Source organism: Amycolatopsis sp. MEPSY49, from assembly GCF_051337345.1.
Lineage (GTDB): Bacteria > Actinomycetota > Actinomycetes > Mycobacteriales > Pseudonocardiaceae > Amycolatopsis.
Genome location: NZ_JBDLYJ010000016.1, coordinates 1 through 21,010 on the forward strand (window position 1 = coordinate 1; position 21,010 = coordinate 21,010).

The 21,010-nt window shown below is 72.2% G+C and carries 18 protein-coding genes; 4 read left to right on the top strand and 14 right to left on the bottom strand.

All coding sequences use genetic code 11. The features are described 5' to 3' along the window. A partial coding sequence (locus tag ABFJ78_RS43075) for a DUF6531 domain-containing protein (protein ID WP_436393225.1) occupies nucleotides 1-3,939 on the top strand: 3,939 nt, incomplete at its 5' end. A gap of 68 nt (nucleotides 3,940-4,007) precedes the next feature. Next, complete coding sequence (locus ABFJ78_RS43080; RefSeq protein WP_436393226.1) at nucleotides 4,008-4,163, top strand: hypothetical protein; 156 nt, start codon at nucleotides 4,008-4,010, stop codon at nucleotides 4,161-4,163. 48 nt (nucleotides 4,164-4,211) lie between these two features. Here the strand turns inward: ABFJ78_RS43080 and ABFJ78_RS43085 are convergent, their stop codons facing one another. Then, nucleotides 4,212-4,988 carry an acetoin reductase gene (locus ABFJ78_RS43085; protein WP_436393227.1) on the bottom strand — a complete coding sequence of 259 codons (777 nt, stop codon included), beginning with the start codon at nucleotides 4,986-4,988 and terminating at the stop codon, nucleotides 4,212-4,214. 76 nt (nucleotides 4,989-5,064) lie between these two features. Next, nucleotides 5,065-6,012 (bottom strand): GlxA family transcriptional regulator, encoded by a 948-nt coding sequence (locus ABFJ78_RS43090; protein WP_436393228.1) that lies wholly within the window; start codon nucleotides 6,010-6,012, stop codon nucleotides 5,065-5,067. A gap of 71 nt (nucleotides 6,013-6,083) precedes the next feature. Here ABFJ78_RS43090 and ABFJ78_RS43095 point away from each other — a divergent pair, with 71 nt between their 5' ends. Then, complete coding sequence (locus ABFJ78_RS43095; protein WP_436393229.1) at nucleotides 6,084-6,716, top strand: HD domain-containing protein; 633 nt, start codon at nucleotides 6,084-6,086, stop codon at nucleotides 6,714-6,716. 33 nt (nucleotides 6,717-6,749) lie between these two features. Here the strand turns inward: ABFJ78_RS43095 and ABFJ78_RS43100 are convergent, their stop codons facing one another. The 5 genes from ABFJ78_RS43100 to ABFJ78_RS43120 form a co-directional block, all read right to left on the bottom strand. Further along, on the bottom strand, nucleotides 6,750-8,459 hold the full coding sequence (locus tag ABFJ78_RS43100; protein ID WP_436393230.1) for an ABC transporter ATP-binding protein: 1,710 nt from the start codon (nucleotides 8,457-8,459) through the stop codon (nucleotides 6,750-6,752). After that, entirely contained in the window at nucleotides 8,456-10,126 is a 1,671-nt protein-coding gene (locus tag ABFJ78_RS43105; RefSeq protein WP_436393231.1) for an ABC transporter substrate-binding protein, read from the bottom strand. The genes ABFJ78_RS43100 and ABFJ78_RS43105 overlap by 4 nt, the downstream gene beginning before the upstream one ends. 10 nt (nucleotides 10,127-10,136) lie before the next feature. Then, a complete protein-coding gene (locus ABFJ78_RS43110; RefSeq protein WP_436393232.1) occupies nucleotides 10,137-11,132 on the bottom strand; it encodes an ABC transporter permease in 996 nt (331 codons plus the stop codon). Continuing rightward, nucleotides 11,132-12,055 carry an ABC transporter permease gene (locus ABFJ78_RS43115; protein WP_436393233.1) on the bottom strand — a complete coding sequence of 308 codons (924 nt, stop codon included), beginning with the start codon at nucleotides 12,053-12,055 and terminating at the stop codon, nucleotides 11,132-11,134. Before ABFJ78_RS43115 ends, ABFJ78_RS43110 begins: the two co-directional genes overlap by 1 nt. A gap of 417 nt (nucleotides 12,056-12,472) precedes the next feature. Further along, a complete protein-coding gene (locus ABFJ78_RS43120) occupies nucleotides 12,473-13,687 on the bottom strand; it encodes an MFS transporter (protein WP_436393234.1) in 1,215 nt (404 codons plus the stop codon). Nucleotides 13,688-13,769: 82 nt separating this feature from the next. Between ABFJ78_RS43120 and ABFJ78_RS43125 the strand changes: the two genes are divergently transcribed. Beyond that, nucleotides 13,770-14,201 carry a winged helix-turn-helix transcriptional regulator gene (locus ABFJ78_RS43125; protein ID WP_436393235.1) on the top strand — a complete coding sequence of 144 codons (432 nt, stop codon included), beginning with the start codon at nucleotides 13,770-13,772 and terminating at the stop codon, nucleotides 14,199-14,201. Here the strand turns inward: ABFJ78_RS43125 and ABFJ78_RS43130 are convergent. From ABFJ78_RS43130 to ABFJ78_RS43160, 7 genes are all read right to left on the bottom strand, one after another. Further along, nucleotides 14,192-15,403: an alpha/beta hydrolase gene (locus tag ABFJ78_RS43130; RefSeq protein WP_436393236.1), complete on the bottom strand. Its 1,212-nt coding sequence runs from the start codon at nucleotides 15,401-15,403 to the stop codon at nucleotides 14,192-14,194. The two genes, ABFJ78_RS43125 and ABFJ78_RS43130, sit on opposite strands and share 10 nt — an antisense overlap. Then, entirely contained in the window at nucleotides 15,400-15,648 is a 249-nt protein-coding gene (locus ABFJ78_RS43135; RefSeq protein ID WP_436393237.1) for a hypothetical protein, read from the bottom strand. The genes ABFJ78_RS43130 and ABFJ78_RS43135 overlap by 4 nt, the downstream gene beginning before the upstream one ends. Beyond that, nucleotides 15,645-16,274, bottom strand: a complete 630-nt coding sequence (locus tag ABFJ78_RS43140) for a VOC family protein (protein WP_436393238.1) — start codon at nucleotides 16,272-16,274, stop codon at nucleotides 15,645-15,647. The genes ABFJ78_RS43135 and ABFJ78_RS43140 overlap by 4 nt, the downstream gene beginning before the upstream one ends. Nucleotides 16,275-16,361: 87 nt before the next feature. Next, nucleotides 16,362-17,075: a TetR/AcrR family transcriptional regulator gene (locus ABFJ78_RS43145; RefSeq protein WP_436393239.1), complete on the bottom strand. Its 714-nt coding sequence runs from the start codon at nucleotides 17,073-17,075 to the stop codon at nucleotides 16,362-16,364. After that, nucleotides 17,072-17,824 carry a maleate cis-trans isomerase family protein gene (locus ABFJ78_RS43150; protein ID WP_436393240.1) on the bottom strand — a complete coding sequence of 251 codons (753 nt, stop codon included), beginning with the start codon at nucleotides 17,822-17,824 and terminating at the stop codon, nucleotides 17,072-17,074. The genes ABFJ78_RS43145 and ABFJ78_RS43150 overlap by 4 nt, the downstream gene beginning before the upstream one ends. Beyond that, on the bottom strand, nucleotides 17,821-19,467 hold the full coding sequence (locus tag ABFJ78_RS43155; RefSeq protein ID WP_436393241.1) for a (2,3-dihydroxybenzoyl)adenylate synthase: 1,647 nt from the start codon (nucleotides 19,465-19,467) through the stop codon (nucleotides 17,821-17,823). The genes ABFJ78_RS43150 and ABFJ78_RS43155 overlap by 4 nt, the downstream gene beginning before the upstream one ends. Next, complete coding sequence (locus ABFJ78_RS43160) at nucleotides 19,464-20,939, bottom strand: FAD-dependent monooxygenase (RefSeq protein WP_436393242.1); 1,476 nt, start codon at nucleotides 20,937-20,939, stop codon at nucleotides 19,464-19,466. Before ABFJ78_RS43160 ends, ABFJ78_RS43155 begins: the two co-directional genes overlap by 4 nt. Between the last annotated feature and the right edge of the window lie 71 nt (nucleotides 20,940-21,010).

Sequence of the window (21,010 nt, forward strand, 5' to 3'; positions counted from 1 at the left end):
ATCAAACCCGGCAAAGCCGCCCCGCCGCCGAAGCACGCCGACATCAACGGCAACCCGAAGGGTCTCGACGGCCCGAAGGGCAAGGGCGACCCCGACGCGCCGCCACCCAAGACCGACCCGCCGCCCAAGAACGGCGACGACAGCACGAGCACATCGGGTGCGAAGGGCGACCCGCCGCCGAAAACCGACCCACCACCCAAGACCGATCCGCCGCCGAAGAGCGACCCGTCCGCCGACGGGCCGCCGCCCAAGGCCGACCCGCCCGGAGGCACACCGAAAGGCGGCCCGGACGGCGGCGGCACGCCGAAGGGCGACCCCAAGGGCGACGGCCCGCGTGACCGCGCGGTGCCGGACGACAAGAAGGTCTGCGTCTCCGACCCGGTGGACGTCGCCACCGGTGAGGTGGTGCTGAAGCAGGTCGACCTGACCTTGCCGGGCGACGCGGGCGAGCTGGTGCTGTCGCGCACACACCTGTCGTCCTACCGCGCGGGCCGGTGGTTCGGCCGCTCCTGGGCGTCCACTTTGGACCAGCGGCTGGAGGTCGGCCACGACCGGATCCGGTTCTACGCCGAAGACGGCATGGTCCTGGTGTACCCGCTGCCCGACGGCGACCGGACCGTGCTGCCGATCGAGGGACCGCGCCACCCACTGCGGCGGACCGCCGAGGGCTACCGGTTGTCGACCGGATCGCGCGAGCTCGGGTTCGCGGCCGGGCCCGGGCCGGTGCGGCCGCTGACGCTGATCGAGCAGGGCGGCTCGCGCACCACGATCGACCACGACGGCAGCGGCGCCCCGCGGCTGCTGCGCCGGGACGACGGCACCGAGATCAGCGTCGGCTCCGGAGCCGGCCGGATCACCGCGCTCGGCGTGCCCGGTGGAGCGCCGGTCGTCCGGTACGGCTACAACCGGCTCGGCCAGCTCACGCAGATCGCCGGGTTCGCCGGGCGGCCGGTGAACCTCGACTACGACGTCGACGACCGGATCGTCGGCTGGCAGGACCGTACCGGCACCTGGTACCGGTACGTCTACGACGCCGCGGGCCGCTGCGTCCGCAGCGTCGGTGCCGAGCGCTACCTCAACGGCACGTTCGCCTACGACACCGAGGCCCGGACCACCCGGCACACCGACGCGCTGGGCCACACGTGGACCTACCGGATGAACGAGGCCGGGCAGCTCGTCGAGCGGACCGACCCGCTCGGGCACACGCGCCGGTACTCGTGGACCCGCTACGACGACCTGCTGTCGCAAGTGGACGAACTCGGGCGGATCACGTTCTACGGCTACGAAAACGGTGTGCTGACGACCGTGACGCGGCCGGACGGTTCGGTCGTGCGGCTGACGCCGACCGAGACGGGCGAGGTTGAGCTTCAGGCCGGCGAAGCGCGTGTGGTGGCCACGGCGGCCGACCCGTACGCCGCCCTGCCGGGCGTCTCCACACTGTTGCGCGTCGACGGCGCGGCGGACGCCCTCGGCGACGAACCGGTGCTCACCGCGGCGGTGCGGCCGGGCGACCGCGACCCGTTCGGCCGGCCGCGGCTGGCGCACACCGCGTCCGGCGGCGCGGTCCGGCTGGGCTGGACGGCCGAAGGGCAGCGGTCCTGGCGGCTCGGCCCCCACGGCGAGCGGGAAAGCTGGCGCCACGACGGCGAAGGACGCGTCGTCGAACACCGCGACGCCGCCGGGCGGACGACGCGGCGCACGTACGGCCCGTTCGGCCTGCCGATCGAGGAGTTCGACGCCGCCGGCGCGCGCACGGCGTACGGCTACGACGCCGAGCTGCGCCTGATCGCCGTGACCAATCCGCGCGGCCAGACCTGGCGCTACACCTACGATCCGGCCGGACGGCTCGTCGAGGAGACCGACTTCGACGGCAGGCGGCTGACCTACGCCTACGACGAGGCGGGGCAGCTCCGGCGGATGACCAACGGCCTCGGCGAAGTCACCGAATACGCCTACGACCAGCTCGGCAACGTCGTCGAACGCCGCACCGCCACCGGCGTCACCGGCTACGCCTACGACGCGCTGGGACAGCTCGAGTACGCGGTCAACAACGACTCGGTCCTGCAGATCGTCCGTGACGAACGCGGGCGGGTGCGCGAAGAGACCGTCAACGGGGTCGGTGTGCGCTGGACTTACGACGCCGCGGGGGTCCACCGCACCACTCTGTCCGGTGTGGACAGTGAGTGGCGCTACGACGGCGAACTCCCGGTGTCGCTGCGCGTGGCGGGCCGCGAAATCGCGTTCGAGTACGACGAAGCCGGCCGCGAAACAAGCCGGTCGGTCGACGGCTCGGAGGTCCTGCGTCAGACCTTCGACGCCGCGGACCGGCTCGGCGAGCAGGAAATCACCGGCCTGGGCCGGCGTACCTACACCTACACGCCGGACGGCAGGCTCGCCGCGATCGACGACGCGCGCCCGGTCCGGTTCGGGTTCGACGCCGCGGGCCGCGTCGCGGAGGTGCACGCCTCGGACGGTGTCGAACGCTTCGCCTACGACGCGGCGGGGAGGCTCACGCCCGTCGGGACGCGGTACGGCCACGACCCGCAAGGCCGCGTGACCAGCCGGGTGCACGCGGCCGCCGAGTGGCGCTTCGTCTGGGACGAGCTGGACCGGCTGGTCGCCGCGATCGGTCCGGACGAGTCGTTCTGGACGTACCTCTACGACCCGCTCGGCCGGCGGTTCGCCAAGCGGCGCTGGGAAATCGGCGACGACGGCGCGCCGCGGCAGACCGCCGAGACGTGGTTCGTCTGGAGCGGCGCCGAGCTCGTCGAGGAGATCGAGGTGACCGACAGCGGGCACTCGCGGGTGCTGGCCTGGGAGCGGCACCCCGGCGACGGGCGCCCCGTGGTCCAGGTCGAGCAGCGCGGTGCCGAGGTGCGGTTCCACACGGTGGTCACGTCCCCGGCCGGCACGCCGACCGAGCTCGTCGGCCCGGACGGAAGCGTCGGCTGGCAGGCGCGCACGAGCTTCTGGGGCGAGCTGCTGCCGTCGACGTCCGGCACCGCGCCGATGCCGCTGGCCTTCCCCGGCCAGTACCGCGACGCCGAGACCGGGCTGCACTACAACGTCTACCGCTACTACGACCCGGCGACGGGCCGGTATCTGAGCCAGGACCCGCTCGGCCTCGCCGCGGCGCCCGACCCGGTGGGCTACGTCGAGCAGCCGCACCTGCGGGGCGACCCGCTCGGCCTGGTGCAAAGCCCGTGCGGCAAGACGGGTGGCCCGAAGGCCCCGGAGAACCCGGCGGGCGGCGGCGACGCGGCGAAGCTGCCGCCGGGGTCGAAGAAACCGGACGGCCTCGACGAGTTCCGCGACCCGGACGGCAAGATCCGGCCGCACAACCTGACCGACGAGCAGTACGCCAAGTTCTCGAAGAAGTGGGACGAGATGATGGCGCCCGGCAAGGACAAGTCGTGGTTCTGGTCGGGCGGCCACATCAAGGACTCGGAGTTCTCCGACGTCCCGGTGTGGGCCAAGAACGCGGACCCGTCGAAACCGAACTCGCACCTCTACGACCCCGCCACCGGCAAGAACATCACGGAGTCGCAGTACCACGGCTCGATCGAGAACCCGGCGATCGACCTGGCGAAGAAGAACGGCGGCAACACGCTCGAAGGCATTCTGAAGGACAACGACGTCGAGATGCCGAAGTTCTCCGACAACCACCCGAACGGCGAGAAGGTGTGGAAGGACGCGTCGAAGGCACTGGCGCACAACGCGGAGGGCGACGTCCACATCGCGCTGCCGAACACGCCGGGCAAGTCGAGCGGCTGGCCCAACCAGGGTGACGAGCTGGGTTCCCGGCGGCCGAACAACGTGTTCGACATGGACGAGTTCCCGATCCTGCGGCACAACCCGAAGGTGGACAAGGTCTGGGCCCACGACACGGACTACCCGGACGCCCCGCCGGTGGTCATCTGGGACAAGACCAAGCGCTGACCCTCAACCGGCGGCGGTGTTCGGGCGTGAGAGGGAGGTCCGCACGTACTCCACCGGAGAGGACTCCCATGGACACCTTGCCCGAAGACCCGATCGGCCCGCCGGTGCTCGGCCGAGCGGCACTCCCCGTCACCGCCCGCAACCAGGCACTCGCCGGCCGCAACCCGCGCCGGGACATCTTCATCCAGACCACCACCGTCAGCCTGCACCCCGAAGACAGCTGACCCGCCGCCCGCCACCGGTCGCACCGGTGGCGGGCCCCCGGAAGCCCGTCAAGCGAACTGGATCCCGCCGTCGATCATCACCGACTGCCCCGTCATGTAGTCGGAATCGGGCGAAGCCAGGTACGACACGTAACTCGCCACGTCCTCCGGCACCGACACGCGGCCGAGGTGGATCAGGTTCGAGTACTTCTCGATCGCCTGCCCCTTCCGGAGCCCCTCGGACTCGGCCAGCTTCTCGTCGATGAGGTCCCACATCGCGGTCCCGACGATCCCCGGGCAGTAGGCGTTCACCGTGATGCCGTGCTCGGCCCACTCCATCGCCGCGGCCTGGGTGAGCCCGCGCACCGCCCACTTCGACGCCGAGTAGTGCCCGAGCAGCGCGAACGGCCGGTGCGCCACGATCGACGCCGCGCCGATGATCTTGCCGCCCCCGCCCTGCGCGATCATCTGCTTCGCCGCGGCCTGGTAGCAGAGGAAGATGCCGCGCGCGTTGATCGCCAGCATCCGGTCCCAGTCCTCCGGCGTCACTTCCAGCAGCGGCAGGACCTGCGCGATGCCCGCGTTCGCGACCATGACGTCCAGCGACCCCAGCGCATCCACGGTCTCGGCGACCATGGCCGTGACCGCCGCCGGGTCCGAGACGTCCGCGGTGACGGCGGCCGACCGCCTGCCGAGACCGCGGATTTCCTTGGCGACCGTCTCCAGTTCGGTCTCCTGGGCAGCGATGTCGTTGACGGCGACGTCGTGCCCGTCCGCCGCGAGCCGCAGCGCGATCGCCTTGCCGATCCCCCGGGCCGCGCCGGTGACGAGGACGTTCTTGCTCATGCGATGACTCCTTTGTGTCGCAGGGCTTCCACGGAACGTAGGCGAGCCCCGCCGGAGTCAGAAGACGGCCGCTGTCTCAGTTTGAGACGCGCCGGTGGCGGAACAGCGCCCGGTACTCCCGCGGTGACGTGCCGAGGTGCCGGTGGAACGCCGCCCGCACGGTCGCCGTGCTGCCGAGTCCCGTGTGCCGGCCCAGGTGCTCGACCGGGAGGTCCGTCGTCTCCAGCAGTTCCCTCGCGAGATCCAGGCGCGCGCCGGTCAGCCACGCCATCGGGGACGTCCCCGTCTCCTCGCGGAACCGCCGCAGGAACGTGCGCCGCGACAGGTGGACGCGGGCGGCGAGCGTGTCGACGTCCACTTCGCGCGTGAGATCGGCCAGCAGCCAGTCGCGCAACGGGCCGAGGCGGTCGCCCGTCGGCTCCGGCCGCAGGCGCTCGATGTACTGCGCCTGGCCGCCCGCGCGCTGCGGCGGGGCGACCAGCTGGCGAGCCTTGGCGTTGGCCGCCGCGGCGCCTTCGTCGGTGCGGATCAGGTGCAGGCACAGGTCGATCCCCGCGGTCACGCCGGCCGAGGTGAGGACGTCGCCGTCGTCGACGTAGAGCCGGTTGGGCAGCACCCGCACGCGCGGGTAGCGGGTGCGCAGGTCGGCGGTGAACTGCCAGTGCGTGGTCGCGGGCCGCCCGTCGAGCAGGCCGGCCTCGGCGAGCGCGAAGGCCCCCGTGCAGATCGAGACGATCCTCGCGCCCCGGGCGTGGGCGGCCCGCAGCGCGTCCAGGACTTCGGTGGCCGGCGGGGTGCCGACGTCGTCGTAACCCGGGACGATCACCGTGCCGGCGCCGTCGAGGGCCTCGAGCCCGGCGTCCGCGGCGATCGTCAGGCCGCCGCCGCCCACCGGGACCGGGCGCCGGTCCGCGCACACCGTCAGCTCGTAGTGCGGGTCCGAGCCGAAGACCTGCACCGGGATCCCGATGTCCAGCGCGAGCACACCCGGGAGCGCCAGCACCGTGACGCCGTGCCGCTTCATGGCACGATCCTAGCGGTGACCGGCCTGCGGGCCACTGTCACCGGCCGTTGCCGGCTTCTAACGTCGACGCCGTGACCGACTTCCTCGCCCTGCCCGCCGGGCCGCTCGCCGACACGATCCTCGCCACCGTGCGGAAAACGGAAAGCCCCGCGGTGGCCAACCACAGCGTCCGGAGCTTCCTGTTCGCCCGCCTGCTCGCCGAGCACGAAGGCTGTCAGGACGACGCCGCGTACGACGCCGGGCTGCTGTTCGCGGCCACCGTCCTGCACGACCTCGGCGTGGGCACGCTGGCGCCCGGCCGGACGCGCTTCGAGGTCGAGGGCGCCGATCTCGCCGCCGAGCTGCTGACCGCGAACGGCGTCGGCGCGGCGCAGGTCGACCTCGTGTGGGAGGCGATCGCGCTGCACACGTCACCCGGCATCGCCGAACGCCGCGGCCTGCTGGCCTACCTGACCCGCGAAGGGGTGGGCATCGACTTCGGCCGCAACGCCCACGTCGTCACCGGCCGGCACGAGCGCATCCACGAGGCGCACCCGCGGCTGTCCATGGTCCCGTCGCTGGTCGACGCCATCGTCGAGCACGCCGCCCGCGCGGGAGAATCCGCCGCACCGCGCTATTCGATCGCCGGCGAACTCCTGCGCGAGCGCCGGGAAGCCGGTGTCACCGGGCTGGAACGCGCGACCGCCGGCACGCCCTGGGCGTGACCGTGGCCGGCGCGTGCCTGGGCCACATCGGGCTCAGCGCAGCTGCCGCCAAGCCTCGCGACGCCGGCGCTGGGCCTCCGGATCCGCCACCGGGGCCGCCGACAGCAGACGCTGCGTGTACGGGTGCGCCGGGGCCGTGAGGACGTCCTTCGTCGGGCCTTGCTCGACGACGTGACCGCGGTGCATCACCGCCACCCGGTCGGCCAGCTGCTCGATCACCGCCAGGTCGTGGCTGATGAACAGGCACGCGAAGCCGAATTCGTGGCGCAGGTCGCGCAGGAGGTCGAGGACCTTCGCCTGGATCGTGACGTCGAGGGCGCTCGTCGGCTCGTCGGCCACCAGCAGGTCCGGGTTCAGCGCCAGCGCGCGGGCGATGCACGCCCGCTGGCGCTGGCCGCCCGACAGCTCGTGCGGGTAGCGCCCGGCCAGCGACGGCGACAGCTGGACCGAGTCCAGCAGCTCCGCCACCCGGCCGTCCACTTCGGACGAGGAGACCGCGCGGTGCAGCCGCAGCGGCGTCGCGACGCTCTCCCCCACCGTCGTCCGGGGGTTCAACGAGGACAACGGGTCCTGGAACACCACGCCGATCCGGCGCCGCAGCGCCTTCGCCGCCCGGCCGCGCACCCGGGTGATGTCCGTGTCTCCGATGTGGACGGATCCGCCGGTCGGCGCGAGCAGCCCCGTGACGGCGCGCGCGACCGTGCTCTTGCCCGAGCCGGACTCGCCGACCAGGCCGAGCACCTCCCCGGGCTCGACGTGCAGGCCGACTCCCGCGGCCGCGCGGACGGCGATCGCGCGGAACCGGCCGCGGTAGGTCACCGACAGGTCCGTCACCCGCAGCAGCGGTGCCTCGGCGGGCACGTCCGGGACCGACGCCACCGCCGGGTGCTCCGCCGCGGCGACGTGGCCGGGGCCGACCGAAAGGTCCGCCGCCAGCGCGCGTTCGAGCCCCGTCGTGGCCGTCGCCGAAAGCGAGACGACCGAGCCGAGCAGCTGCCGCGTGTACTCCTCGGCCGGCGCGGTGAAGATCGCGGTGGCGGTCCCCTGCTCGACGACCCGGCCATCGTGCATCACCACCACGCGGTCGGCCAGGTCGGCGACCACGCCCATGTCGTGGGTGATCAGCAGGATCGCCGTCCCCAGCCGGGAGCGCAGGTCTCGCAGCAGTTCCAGGATCTCGGCCTGGACGGTGACGTCCAGCGCCGTCGTCGGCTCGTCGGCGATCAGCAGCTTCGGCTCGTTCGCCACCGCCATGGCGATGACGACGCGCTGCAGCTGCCCGCCGGACAGCTCGTGCGGGTAGGACCGGAACCGCTCGCGCGGCTCCGGCAGCCCGACCAGGCCGAGCAGCTCGATCGCCCGGTCCCGCGCGGCGGGCGCCGCGAGCGGCCGGTGCGTCCGGATCGCCTCGACGAGCTGGTCGCCGATGGTGAACACCGGGTTCAGCGCGCTCATCGGCTCCTGGAACACCATGCCGACCTCGCCGCCGCGGACCTCGCGCAGCTCGGCCGGCGTCATCGCGTAGAGGTCCCGCCCGGCCAGCTCCGCGCGGCCCGTCACGCGGGCCGTCGGCGGGAGCAGGCCGAGCACGGACATCGCGGTGACCGTCTTGCCCGAGCCGGACTCCCCGACCACCGCGACGACTTCGCCCGCGCGGACTTCGTAGCCGACCCCGCGGACGGCTTCGACGTCCCCGAACGAGACCGCGACGTCGTGCAGCCGCAGGAGCCCGGCCGCGGTCACTGCACGATCCCGAACTTGCGGTAGTCGACGTAGGCCGGGAACCGTCCGATCTGGACGTCACCGACCTGCGACCCGTGCAGGAACGAGTTGCGGGTGTAGATCAGGGGCACGACCGGCGAGTCGGCGAGGATCTTCTTGTCCAGCGCCGCCCACTTCTTGCCGGCCTCGGCCGGGTCCACAGTGGCCTGTGCCTCCCCGATCAGCTTGTCGACCTCGGGGTTGCTGTAGCGGGACTCGTTGTACCCGCCGTTGCCGATCTCGGTGGACTGGAACAGCGGCTGGATGTTCGCGTTGGCCGACGGGATGTCCGGCTGCCACGAGGTGAGCGTCAGGTCGTAGTCGGACAGGCCCTTGGTGTCCACTTCGGACGTGTAGGTGTCCTCGTCGAGCGGCTTGATCGTGACCTTGATGTTCGCCCGGGCGAGCGCGGCCTGGATCGCCGCGGCCTTCTCCGGGTAGCCGTTTTCGTTGTGGGTGGCCAGGACCAGGCCGTCGAGCCCGTTCGGGAAGCCCGCCTCCGCCAGCAGCTGCTTGGCCTTCGCCGGATCACCCGACGGCGGCGCCGGGTACAGGTCGTACTGCTCGCGGCCCTGCAGGCCCGGTGTGATCAGCGTGGTGGCGACGTCCCCGGCCAGCTGCGCGCTGCCCGCGCTCGCGACCTGGTAGGCGGCCTTGTCGACGGCGTACTGGAACGCCTGGCGCACCTTGGGGTTGGTGAGGTTGCCGCGCTGGGTGTTCAGCGAAAGGTAGGCCAGCGCCCCGGATTCCGACGTCACGAGCCGTGACTTCGCCGACGCGTTGCCCTGGATCTGGGCCAGCTGGGCGGGCGAGGCGAACGACATACCGAAGGCGTTGCGGTCCTTGCCGGTGTCGTCGATCAGCCGCTTGGAGATGACGCTGGTGTCCTGGCCGAGCTCGAAGTCGATGGTGTCGGCGTAGGCCAGCCGCGTCTTGTCCTCGTCGCGGCTCCAGTTCGGGTTGCGGGTGAGCTTCGCCGACTTGCCGCGCTCGTAGCTCTGCAGCTGGTACGGCCCGGACGCGACCGGGTGGTCACCGTAGTTCGCCTCGGCGCCCTTGCCCTTCGGCACCGGCGAGAACGCCGGCGTGCTGGCGACCCAGTTGAAGTCGCCGTAGGCGCGGGCGAGGTGGAAGACGATCGTCTTCGGGTCCGGCGTCTGGATGGTGTCGAGTTCCTTGCCGTCGAACGGGCCCTTGTACGCCAGGCCCGGCGACAGCAGGTCCTTGTGGTAGGCCAGCCCGCCGGAGAACGCGGGCGCGAACGAGCGCTCCAGGCCCCACTTGACGTCCGCCGAGGTGATGGCCGTGCCGTCGGCGTACTTCAGGCCGTCCTTGAGGGTGAACGTCCACGTCTTGCCGCCGTCGGTGGCCTTCCCGGTGTCGGTCGCCAGGTCCGGCACGATCGTGGTGTCCTTGCCCGGCGCGACGTCCCACGACGTCAGCCGCCGGTGGATCAGCCCGAGCGTCGTGACGACGAGGTTCGAGCTCTTCGCCGGGTCCCAGGTGATCGACGGCGCGTCGTTGAGCAGGACGAGGTTCCCGCCCGGCTTGACGGTGCCGCCCTGCCCGGCCGGTGTGTCGTTGGCCCCGCACGCCGTCAGCAGCGTGACGGCGGCCAGCACCCCCGCGGCGAACCGCAGCTGTTTCATCGTTACCCCTTCAGACGAGGCGCGCACGCGGATCGAGCGCGCCGTAGCAGAGATCGACCAGGAAGTTCAGGACCGTGACCAGCAGGGCCGAGAAGAGCGTCACGCCCAGCAGGACCGGCAGGTTGAGCGACGCGATCGCGTCCACCAGCAGCCGCCCGACGCCGGCCATGCCGAAGATCCGCTCGGTGATCACCGTCCCGGCCAGCAGCCCGCCGAGGTCGACGCCGAAGACGGTGACCACCGGCAGCAGGACGTTGCGCAGCGCGTGCCGGCCCACGACCTTCCGCTCGGTGAGGCCCTTCGCCCGCGCGGTGCGGATGTAGTCCTCGCCGAGGGTTTCCAGCATCTGGCCGCGGGTGAGCCGCGCGTAGATCGCGGCGTGCAGGAACGCCAGCACGAACCACGGCAGCACGAGGTGCCACGCCCACTGCGCCGGGTCTTCGGTCAGCGGCACGTACCCGTTCTTCGGGACGACGTCGAGCGCGAACGCGAAGATCGTGATGCCGATCATCCCGGCCAGGTAGGCGGGCATGGACACCCCGGCCATCGCGGCTGCCATCGTGATCCGGTCGGCGGCGGTTCCGCGCCGCAGCGCGGAAAGCACGCCGAGGCCGACGCCCAGGACGATCCAGATCGCGGCCGCGCCCAGCGCGACCGAGAAGCTGACCTCGATCCGGCCGCCGATCTCGCTCAGCACGTCGACGTTGTTCTGGAAGTCCCAGCCGAAGCACGGCGCGGTGCAGTGGACCGCCGCGGCGCCGGTGCCGAACGTGCGGCCGCCGAGGATGCCGCCGAGGAAGTCGAAGAACTGCCGGTACCACGGGACGTCGTACCCCATGAACTCCCGCGCCAGCTGCAGGCCCTCGGGCGAGCACGGGCGGCCGCAGGCCATCCGCGCCGGGTCGGCGGGCAGGACGTAGAACACCACGAACGTCACGAAGGCGACGACGAACAGGACCAGCAGCATCCCGGCGAAGCGGGTGGCCACGAACCGGGCGGTGCGCATCAGGCGGCACCGCCGGACCGCGGGTCGAGCGCGTCGCGGATCGCGTCGCCGACGACGTTGAACGCCAGCGTGACGAGGAACAGCATCGCGCCGGGGAAGACCAGGTACATGGGGTCCGTCTCGAAGAAGTCGATGGCCGCGCTGATGGTGCGGCCCCAGCTGGGCGTCGGCGGCAGCACACCGACGCCGAGGAACGAGAGCGCGGCTTCGTTGCCGATCATCGACGGGATGGACAGGCTGGCGACGACGATGATCGGCGCCCACAGGTTCGGCAAGAGCTCTTTGGTGAACACGTGCCACGGGCCGCCGCCGACGACCCGGGCCGCGGCGACGAAGTCGCGCTTGGCTAGCGTCAGGGTCTGGGCTCGCACGATGCGGGCGATGCGCGGCCAGCCGAAGAGCCCGAGCACGACGACGAGCGTGATCTGCCGCGGGAAGTCCACCGGCAGGACGGCGCCGAGCGCGATCATGAAGATGAGGTAGGGGAAGCCGAGGATGACGTCGGCGGTCCAGGTGACCAGCCGGTCCCACCAGCCGCCGAGGTAGCCGGCGCTGACCCCGATCACGACGCCGAGCACGGTCCCCAGCACGGTGGCGCCCAGCCCGACGAGCAGCGACGTCCGGGCGCCGTGGGCGACGAGCGCGAAGAGGTCGACGCCGGTGAGGGGCTCGACGCCGAACCAGTGGGCACCGCTCACCCCGCCGAGCGCGCCCGCGGGCAGCCCGGTCGGGCCGAGGGTGCCGATGTCCGGGGTGAGGCTCTGCCCCTCGGCCAGGACGAACAGGTCGGCGCCGGCGGCGAGCAGCAGGATGACGACGATCAGCAGCGCGCAGACGGGCGTCCACCGCCCGGTCCGGACGGCGCGCCACACCGCGGCGGGCAGGGAGCGCGCCGCGAGCGGCGGAAGGGAGGGGGCGGACACAGCACCTTCAGGGAGTCGAAGTTCAGCCGATCGAGTGACGATCGGGAACTCTATGGAGCTGCGTCGGTGATCATTCAACCGTCTCAACATGTGGACGGGAAGTAACGCGCTGGTGGGTGATTGGTCCGGCTCGTCCCGGTTTTTTCGCACCATGCGGACGTTCGGAAGTCGCGGAAGGCGGCGGCCCTGGCGGCGCGAACCGTTCTCGTTCCCGAAGCCGGACAAAGCCGGACAAGCGGGCCGGGCACCTTCCCGGCACCGGTTCCGCCCGCCGGTAAGTCCGCTTTGGGCACCCCGGGCGGCACGATGACGAGGAGCCCGTCGCCGCGGTCCTGAGTGGACAGCCGCCACCACCCGACCCCGGCCGCGATGTCCACCACCACGATCGACCGGTGCACCGGCCCCTCGACCCGACACTCAGCGTCGGCTGCTCCCCTCCCGGTCCAGCCCGCTCGTGGCGCGACGGCGGCGGTTCTCCCCTCCCTCGCCCAAGATGTTCCCGGCCGTCCAGGTGAGCAGGGCGCCGCCGGCGAAGACCGCGCCGAGGACGGCCGAGCCCGGCCAGCCCGCCACGTCGTACACCGCCGTCGTCGCGGCGGCGCCGGCCGCCGAGCCGAGGGAGTAGAAAACCATGTAGCCGCCGATCACCGTGCTGGTGCGGCCGGGGAACACCGTCGTCAGCAGGTGCTGGTTGGCGACGTGCACGACCTGGACGGCGAAGTCGAGCACCAGCACGCCGAAACCCGGCAGCAGCAACGACCAGCCGAGCTGGCCGATGGCGAGCCACGATCCGAGCAGCAGCACGAGCGCGATGCCGGTGACGCGGCCGGTGTGTCCCGCGTCGCCCCAGCGGCCGGCCCGGGCCGCGCCCAGCGCGCCCGCGAGCCCGGCGATGCCGAACAGCCCGATCTGCGTCTCGCCGAGGTGCCACGGTTCGCCGGCCAGTGGCAGCGCCATTCCGCTCCACAAGGTGCCGAAAGACGCGAAGAGGAAGAAGGCGATCAGACCCCGGCTGAGGAACAGCGGCCGGGTGAGGAGCCCGGCCGGCGACCGCGGTTTCCGCCCGCAGGACTCGGTGCCGGTCCGGACGTCCGCGGGCAGCGCCACGACGCACAGCGCGGAGAGGACGGCGGCGAGGACCGCGAGCGCGAGGTAGCTGCCGCGCCAGCCACCGAGATCGGCCAGGGTGCCGGTGAGCACCCGGGCGCCGAGGATGCCGGCCACCACGCCGGCCGTCACGACGCCGAGGGTGCGCCCGCGCTCGGCGGGCGGTGAGATCGACGCGGCGTAGGCGACCGTCGTCTGCACCACCACCGCGAACAGTCCCGCGACGGCGAGACCGCCGAACGCCACCCAGGCGACGGGCGCGGCCGCGGTGACCGCGAGACCAGCCGCGACCAGGCCGAGGTGGGCGGCGATCAGGCGACGGCGGTCGAGCCGGTCGCCGAGCGGCACCAGCAGCACCAGCCCGGCGAGGTAGCCGAGCTGCCCCACGGCCACGAACCAGCCGACCGAGTCCCGGGGCACGCCCAGGTCGTCGCCCATCGGGCCCAGTACCGGCTGCCCGGCGTACACGCCGGCGACCGCGACTCCGCACACGACGGCAAGCAGCAGCTTCGTCCCGCGTCCCACCACACCTCCCAATTAGTTGCGATTTGCAACTCTTCGGAGAGTAGGCGAGAATGGTTTCATTACGCAACTCACGGGAGACGCGATGTGGACGGACCCGACCTGCCCGGTCGCGCGGGCGGCGGACGTGATCGGCGACCGGTGGAGCCTGCTGATCGTCCGCGACGCGATGGACGGCGCCCGCTCGTTCACCGACTTCCAGCAGCGCACGGGCATCGCCCGCAACATCCTGACCGACCGGCTGCGCAAGCTCACCGGGCACGGCCTGCTCGTCCAGGTCGAGGCGCCGTCGGGCAAGCGGCGGCAGTACGCGCTCACCGACGCGGGCCGGGACCTGTTCGCCGTGATCGTGACGCTGCGCCAGTGGGGTGAGCGGCACGCCTTCGAGGCGGGCGAGCCGCATTCGGTGCTGGTGGACGAGCACGGCGTGGTCGTCCCGCCCGTCGTCCCCACCGCACCCGACGGCGCACCGCTGACCTGCGACACGACCACGGTGCTGAAGGTGGATCAGCCGTAGCGCTTGCCCAGCCACTCGACGATCTCGGCGGCCGCGAGTTCGTTCCCCGTCGGCTCGCCCTCGGCGATGGCGCCGCCGAAGTGCAGGCCGCGCACCGTCGTCGCCGTCAGGTCCGCCGCGCCGAGGGAGGCGATCATGCGGCGGGAGTCCGCCGGGAACGCCGCCTGGTCGCCCGTCAGCTCGATGAACAACGTCGGGACCGTGACGCCCGGGCCGCACCGGACGAAGTCGGCGCGGGAGCTGAGGCCGGACCACGTCGACAGCCACGCCTCCGGCGTCGCGAGCCGGCCGAACCCCACCAGGCCGTAGTCGATCAGGTCGGGGCGTTTGCCGAACAGCGAGCCGTACGGGCGCTCGCTGGGGTCCAGGTTCAGGTCGACCGTGCGCGGGTCGGCGTCGGTGCGGAACACCGTGATGACACGCGGCGCCAGCGAACGGCGGCGGTCCTCTGCCCGGCCGCTCGTCTTGAACGCTGTGCGCGCCGCGGCGGTGCCGGCCAGGTGCGCGCGGGCCACCGCGTCGATGCGGGCGACGCGGTCGCGCTGGGCCGCGCGATAACGGTCCAGGAATTCCGTTGGGTAAGAGGAACTTTCCGGCGGCTCGGCGAAACCGTTGGCCGGGGAGAACGGGTCGAGCTCGGGGACCACCGACATCGGATCCGTCTCGTCGGCCACCGACGGGTCGATGCACGCGAGCAGCAGCTTGCCCTGGCCGGGGTGCGGCGCCAGGAACACGACGCCGTCGGGCAGCGGCATCTCCGCTTCGGCCAGGCGCGTCGGCCGTCCGCCCGGCGTGGTTTCGACGCGGTCGGTGAGCGCGGCCTGCTCGCAGTAGTAGGCGAAGAGCGTGCCACCGCCCGAGTGGCCGAGCACGACGACCGCGTCGAATCCTTGCTGCCGCAGGAAGACCTGACCGGCGGCGACGTCGAGGAGCGCTTGTTCGTGGACGAGGTTCAGGTCGTTGTTGACCGACCGCGTGTGCTGGGTCCACACCGCGACGCCGGCCCGCAGCAGCAGCGGGACGAGCGGGTGGTGCGTCAGGTCCTGCCGCGGGTGCGTCAGCGCCACGACGGTCCGCGCGCCGGCCACAGTGGACAGCACGCCGCGCACGGTGGCGCCGTCCACTGTGGTCAGTTCGTGGACGGTCGAGGCGGGCCGCTCCCCCGCGGCGAGGTAGCGGCCGGCACCGAGGCGGCCGCTCACACCGGCTCCACGCGCAGGGCGTCCTTGTCGTGCTGGGTGATCCGGCTGTCGCGGGCCACGCCGCCGACGCAGGAATACCAGACGGCGTGCCGGCAGCCGGTCGCGCGGCGGTCGACGACGATCGGCCCGGCCGCGCGGATCTCGAAGTAGGGCCCGATCCGCCCGACGGTGACCACCGGATCCTCGGCGGCGATCTTGGCCACGGCGGTGTTCTCCGGGACGTCGAGGATGTAGAGCGCGGTCATCGCGCCGGCTCCCAGTCCGCAGCACGCTCGACGATGAGTTCGGCCTTGCGCGCCAAGAGCTTCCCGAAGGTCGGCTCCGGCCCGCCGACGACGTCGAGGAGCGCGTCGATGGTCAGATTGGCGTCGAGGTCCTCCTGCGGCGTCACCGGCCGCATGGCGCGGGTGATCTCGAACATGTAGCCGTTGGGGTCGTGGGTGTAGATCGACTCGATGGTCTCGTGCTGGATCTGCATTTCGACCGGCCAGTCGCTCGCATCGAGCCGCCGCCGGTACTCCAGCAGGTCTTCTTCGTTCTCGACGTGGATCGCGAGGTGCCGCGACCGCACGAAGTACTCCGGGACGTCCGCGCCGAACCGCGCGTAGACATCGCCCTTGACCCCTTGCGTGCCACCGACTTCCGGGGTGGTGCCGAAGTAGTAGAAGAACGCGATCCGGTCTTCGTTGCCGATGTCGAAGAAGAAGTGGATGAAGTCGGGGTGGTTCTCCGGGCCCCAGCCCGCCGCGCAGATCGAGTGGACGACGGGGAACCCGAGCACGTCCCGGTAGAAGCGCACGGTGGCGGCGGGGTCGAAGGTGGGGAACGCGACGTGGTCGACGCCCCGCACCCGGTGGTCCAGTTCGGTCATGGTTGCCTCCCGCGTTGTCTCGTGAAGTTCACGGTACGCGGGAGTCGACGGGAGAGTCAATATTCTGACACCTGTGCCGAACGACACTCAGACGTCGAGGATGCGCTCCAGGTGGTCCAGGTCCTGACGCAGCATCTTCAGCGCCGCAGCCGGCCCTTCACCGTCAAGAACATGCTGGTCAGGACGCTGCAAAGCCCCCACGGCCATATCGGCCAGCTGCTCGACGACCTGCTCGGCGCTGTCCCGCCCGCCCGGGTGGAACCACCAAGCCACCCAGTTGCACATGCCCAGCACACCGAGCGCCGCCACGCGGCCGTCGACCGGCCGGAACCGCCCCGCGCGCACGCCCTCTTCGACGACCCCGGCGATCGTCTTCAACACCGCCCGCCGGCCCTCGTCGTAAGCCTCCGTCAGCTCGGCCGGCAACTCCGCCTCCGACCGGATCAGCAACCGGAACCGCTCCGGCTGCCGCGCGCGCCGCCCCACGATGATCTCCACGATCCCACGCAGCTTCGCCACCGGGTCGAGGTCCCGCGCCACCAGCTCGGTCAGCTCCTCCAGCGGCCCGTTGGTGACCTCCGTGACGAGCTTGGCCAGCAGCTCTTCCTTGCTCTTGACGTAGTAGTAGAGCGCCGGCCGCGTGATCCCCAAGGCGTCCGCGATGTCCTGCAGGCTCGTGCCCGCGAAGCCGCGCTCGGCGAAGAGCCGCGTCGCGTGCTCGTAGAGCTCGTTCTCCACCAGTTCCCGCCGGGCGGTGGTCCCCTTTTCGCGGGACCCGCCCCGCGGTGTGCTGCCGCTCATCCTCGTGATGGTAGAGGTCCCGCGAGCAACCGCCCGGCTCCCGGCAGCCGCGGCGCGAGGTTCAGCCCCTTCAACAGCGCGTACGCACCGGCCGTCGCCGCGGACAACACCGGCAGCCCGAACTCCGTCTCCGCGGGTTCGACCAGGTCGAGCGACGGCATCTGGACGCAGGCGGAGATCACCAAGGCGTCCGCCTGGGAAAGGTCCAGGCCGCGGGCAGCCGCCAGGACACGCGAGCCGGGAATGCACCCCACCTCCGCGTTGTCCCCGACCTCCAAAGTGGCCCAGTCCACGACGTCGAAGCCCTCCGCCCGCAGGTAGGCGACCACTTCCTCGGCCAGCGGCCGCAGGTACGGTGTCACGAGGGCGACGCGCCGGGCCCCGAGCGCGCGCAACCCTTCGACGAGCGCCCCGGCGCTGGACAGCACCGCCGGGTGCGCGTCGCGCGCCGCCAGCCTGCTCACGACCGCCTTCTCCGTGCGCGAGTGCTCGCCCGGCCCCTGCGCCATCACCGCGACGAGGCACGCGTAGAGCAGCGCGTCGACGCCGGCGTCGGCCAGTTCGTCCACGCAGCGTTCGCGCTGGGCGTTCATCGCGCGCAGCTCCTCCGCCGACACCTGGTGCATGCGCATCCTGCTGCTGTGGAAGGAAAACACGGCGGACGGGTGGCGCGCGAGCAGCGCCGGGATCTCCGTCTCGACGGTGACGTTCGAACTGGGGACGACCAGGCCGATGCGGTGCGGGGTCACGGGGTTTCTCCTTGCTCGGTGGCGATCTTCGCGGCGATTTCGGCCTGCAGGCGCTTCTTGTCCAGCTTCCCGACGAGGGTGCGCGGGATGTCGTCGACGACTTCGACGCGTTCCGGCCACTTGAACTTGGCCACACCCAGCTCGGCGAAGTGCCGCCGGACTTCGGGCAGGTCCACGGGCCCGCCGACGACGAACGCGCACGAGCGCTCGCCCAGCCGCCGGTCGGGCATGGCCACCACGGCGGCCGCCGTGACGCGCGGGTGACGCAGCAGGAGCAGTTCGACCTCTTCGGCGTTGATCTTCTCGCCGCCGCGGTTGATGACGTCCTTGATCCGGCCTTCGATGCTCACGTACCGCTCGCCGTCGAGGACGCGGATCGCCGCGAGGTCGCCGGTGCGGTAGAAGCCGTCGGTGGTGAACGCGCGCGCGTTGTGCTCCTCGGCGTCGAAGTAGCCGCGTAGGGTGTACGGGCCGCGGCAGCACAGTTCGCCGACTTCGCCGTCCGGGACCTCGTCTTCGGTGCCCGGTTCGAGGACGCGCACTTCGTCCAGTTCGGACAGTGGCGTGCCGACGGTCGTGGCGCGCGCGAGCCGGGGCGCGCCGGGGCGGGTGGTCAGGAACAGGCCCTCCCCCATGCCGAACAGCTGGCCCGACCACAGCCCGCGGCGCTCGAGGTCGTCGAACAGCGCGGGCGGGACCTTGCTGCCCGACAGCACCACCTGGGTCAGCGCGGCCGCCGCGGCGGCGAACCCCGCGTGGCCGACGGCCTGGAAGTGGCCATGGCCGAGCAGGACGTGCGTGGCCGCTTCGCGCGCCAGCAGCGGGAGCGACGCGTCCAGGTCGGCGGTGCCGAGGACCAGGCACGCGCCGACGCTGTGCGGGCCGTGCAGCGCGCAGACGATCCCCGCGTTGTGCACGATCGGGATCAGGTGGGCGACTCGCGACTCGGGGGTCCACCCCCAAGACCGGGCGTAGGCGAGGGCGTTGTACCAGTACTCGGCGTGCAGCCGCGGGATCACCTTCGGCACGCCGGTGGTGCCGCCGGAGAGCTGGAACACCGCGACGTCGTCCGGGCCGATGCCGGCCTGGATCTCCTCGACGGTCTTGCGCGCGGCTCCCGCGTCGGCGTCCCGGCCGAGCGCCTCCAGGGAAACGCCGCGTGGGTCGTCGCCGAGCACCAGCACGTGCCGCAGGGTCGGGTGGCCGGCGGCCTGCTCGACCGCGAAGCCGACGAGGTCGAACCCGCCGGTCTCCACGAGGTGCGCGACGGCGCCGACCCGGCGGCTGACCTCGCCGATCTCGTGGCCGCGGTGGGCCGCGAGGGTGCACACCGGCACCAGGCCCGCCTTGAGCACGCCGTACCAGGCGAGCACCGTGCCGAGCCGGTTGCCGGCCTGGAACAGCACCGGGTCGCCGGGTTCGAGCCCGAGCCCGGCCAGGCCGGCGGCCAGCAGGTCGGTGCGCTCGTCCAGCTCGCGGAAGGTGACCCGGCCGTCGAGCGCGACGACGGCGTCGCGGTCCGGATGGGCCAGCGCGATCTCGTGCAGCCGCGTGGCGATCGTGCGGGTGCCCCACAGCCCGCGGTCCCGGTACGCGCGCACGGCGTCCTCCGGGTACGCGACGACTTTGCCGCCCCAGCTCATGCCGTCTCCTCGATCAGGTCGGTGCGGGCGCTGACCAGGCCGGCGGCCAGGTCGTCCCGCAGTGCGGCGGGTCCGGCCACCAGCACGATCCCACCGGTTTCGAGCCGGACGCGCTCGGCGAGGTCCAGCCGGGTGAGCAGCGCCCCGCGGTCACCCGGTCCGGTGAACCGGAACCCCGCCGCGCCCCGGTCCCGGGCTTCCCGGGCGCGAGCCACGACCGCGTCCCCGGCGGGATCCCACGGATCTTCGACGACGTCGTCGAGCGGGACGAGGTCGCCGGGTGGGGCCGGCTGCCGGTCGAGGACCCAGTCCACGAGCCCGGCCGCGGGTGGGGACGTCCCGGCGTACTGGGTGAGCGCGGCCCCGACGACGTCCGGGCTGGTGGCGGCGAAGCGTTCCAGGGGGACGTTCCCGGCGCGGGTCATGTAGGCGACCATCAGCCGCTCGACCGGCAGGTGCAGCCGCGCGGGGAACGATTCCCACCACAACCGGCTGCGCCGGGCCAGCTCCTGCAACCGCTCGACGGCCGGGCGCCGGTCCGCCTCGTACCGCGCGAACGCTTCCGCGGTGTCCGGCGCGGACCGCAGCGCGTCGACCAGGCCGATCGCGTCCTCCATGGCGAGTTTCGTGCCCGAGCCGATGGAGAAGTGCGCGGTGTGCGCGGCGTCGCCCAGCAACACGACCCGCCCGGCCGCCCACCGGGCACAGTGGACGGTCCGGAACCGCAGCCAGCGCGTGCGGTTGCCGATCAGCCGGTGGCCGCGCAGCTGCTCGGCGAAGGCGTCTTGCAGGTACCGCAGGGACACCTCGTCGGACTCCCCGTCCGCGACGTCGTGGTCGAACCCGGCCCGGCGCCAGGTGGCCTCGTCGGTCTCGATGAGGAAGGTGCTGCGGCCGGTGCCGTACGGGTAGGCGTGGGTGACGAAGACGCCGTGCTCGGTGCGCACCGGCTCGAACAGGGCGTCGTCGAGCGCGAAGCCGGCGCCGCACCACAGGTACAGCCCTCGGCCGGTGCCGATCCGCGCCCCGAAGCCGCCTTGCTCGCGCGTCGCGCTGCCGACGCCGTCGGCGGCGATCACGAGGTCGGCGTCGAGGTCGGCGGCCGCGCGACGGACACCGAAGTGCAGGTCGACACCGGCCTTTTCGGCGTGGCGCTGCAGGATCGCGAGGAGCTCGGTGCGCGCGACGCCGACCAGGCGGTCGTTGCGGACGCGGGCGATCCGGCCGTCGACCCGCAGGGTCATGTCGTGGCGGCAGCCCGCGGCGACGACGTCACGCAGGGTGTCGGGGTCGGCCGCGGCCAGCTTGCGCTGGGTGCCCGCGGCCAGGCCGACGCCGAACCCGAAGGTGGTGTCCGGCTCGCCCTGCTCGTGCACGGCGACTTCGCAGGACGGGAACGCCAGCTTCAGCAGACGCGCGGCGTAGAGCCCGCCCGGCCCGCCACCCAGCACCGCGACCCGACGTGGCTGCATCTCCGACCTCCTTGTTTGACATTTACGTCGACTATTTGACGTCAGAGACCAGAAGGCGTCAAGAGGGTTGA

Bases quoted from the DNA above. Each gene is read 5' to 3' on its own strand.
- ABFJ78_RS43080 (WP_436393226.1), top strand. From the start codon at position 4,008: ATGGACACCTTGCCCGAAGACCCGATCGGCCCGCCGGTGCTCGGCCGA.
- ABFJ78_RS43125 (WP_436393235.1), top strand. From the start codon at position 13,770: ATGTGGACGGACCCGACCTGCCCGGTCGCGCGGGCGGCGGACGTGATC.
- ABFJ78_RS43160 (WP_436393242.1), bottom strand. From the start codon at position 20,939: ATGCAGCCACGTCGGGTCGCGGTGCTGGGTGGCGGGCCGGGCGGGCTC.
- ABFJ78_RS43105 (WP_436393231.1), bottom strand. From the start codon at position 10,126: ATGAAACAGCTGCGGTTCGCCGCGGGGGTGCTGGCCGCCGTCACGCTG.
- ABFJ78_RS43085 (WP_436393227.1), bottom strand. From the start codon at position 4,988: ATGAGCAAGAACGTCCTCGTCACCGGCGCGGCCCGGGGGATCGGCAAG.
- ABFJ78_RS43155 (WP_436393241.1), bottom strand. From the start codon at position 19,467: ATGAGCTGGGGCGGCAAAGTCGTCGCGTACCCGGAGGACGCCGTGCGC.
- ABFJ78_RS43110 (WP_436393232.1), bottom strand. From the start codon at position 11,132: ATGCGCACCGCCCGGTTCGTGGCCACCCGCTTCGCCGGGATGCTGCTG.
- ABFJ78_RS43145 (WP_436393239.1), bottom strand. From the start codon at position 17,075: ATGAGCGGCAGCACACCGCGGGGCGGGTCCCGCGAAAAGGGGACCACC.
- ABFJ78_RS43140 (WP_436393238.1), bottom strand. From the start codon at position 16,274: ATGACCGAACTGGACCACCGGGTGCGGGGCGTCGACCACGTCGCGTTC.
- ABFJ78_RS43090 (WP_436393228.1), bottom strand. From the start codon at position 6,012: ATGAAGCGGCACGGCGTCACGGTGCTGGCGCTCCCGGGTGTGCTCGCG.
- ABFJ78_RS43135 (WP_436393237.1), bottom strand. From the start codon at position 15,648: ATGACCGCGCTCTACATCCTCGACGTCCCGGAGAACACCGCCGTGGCC.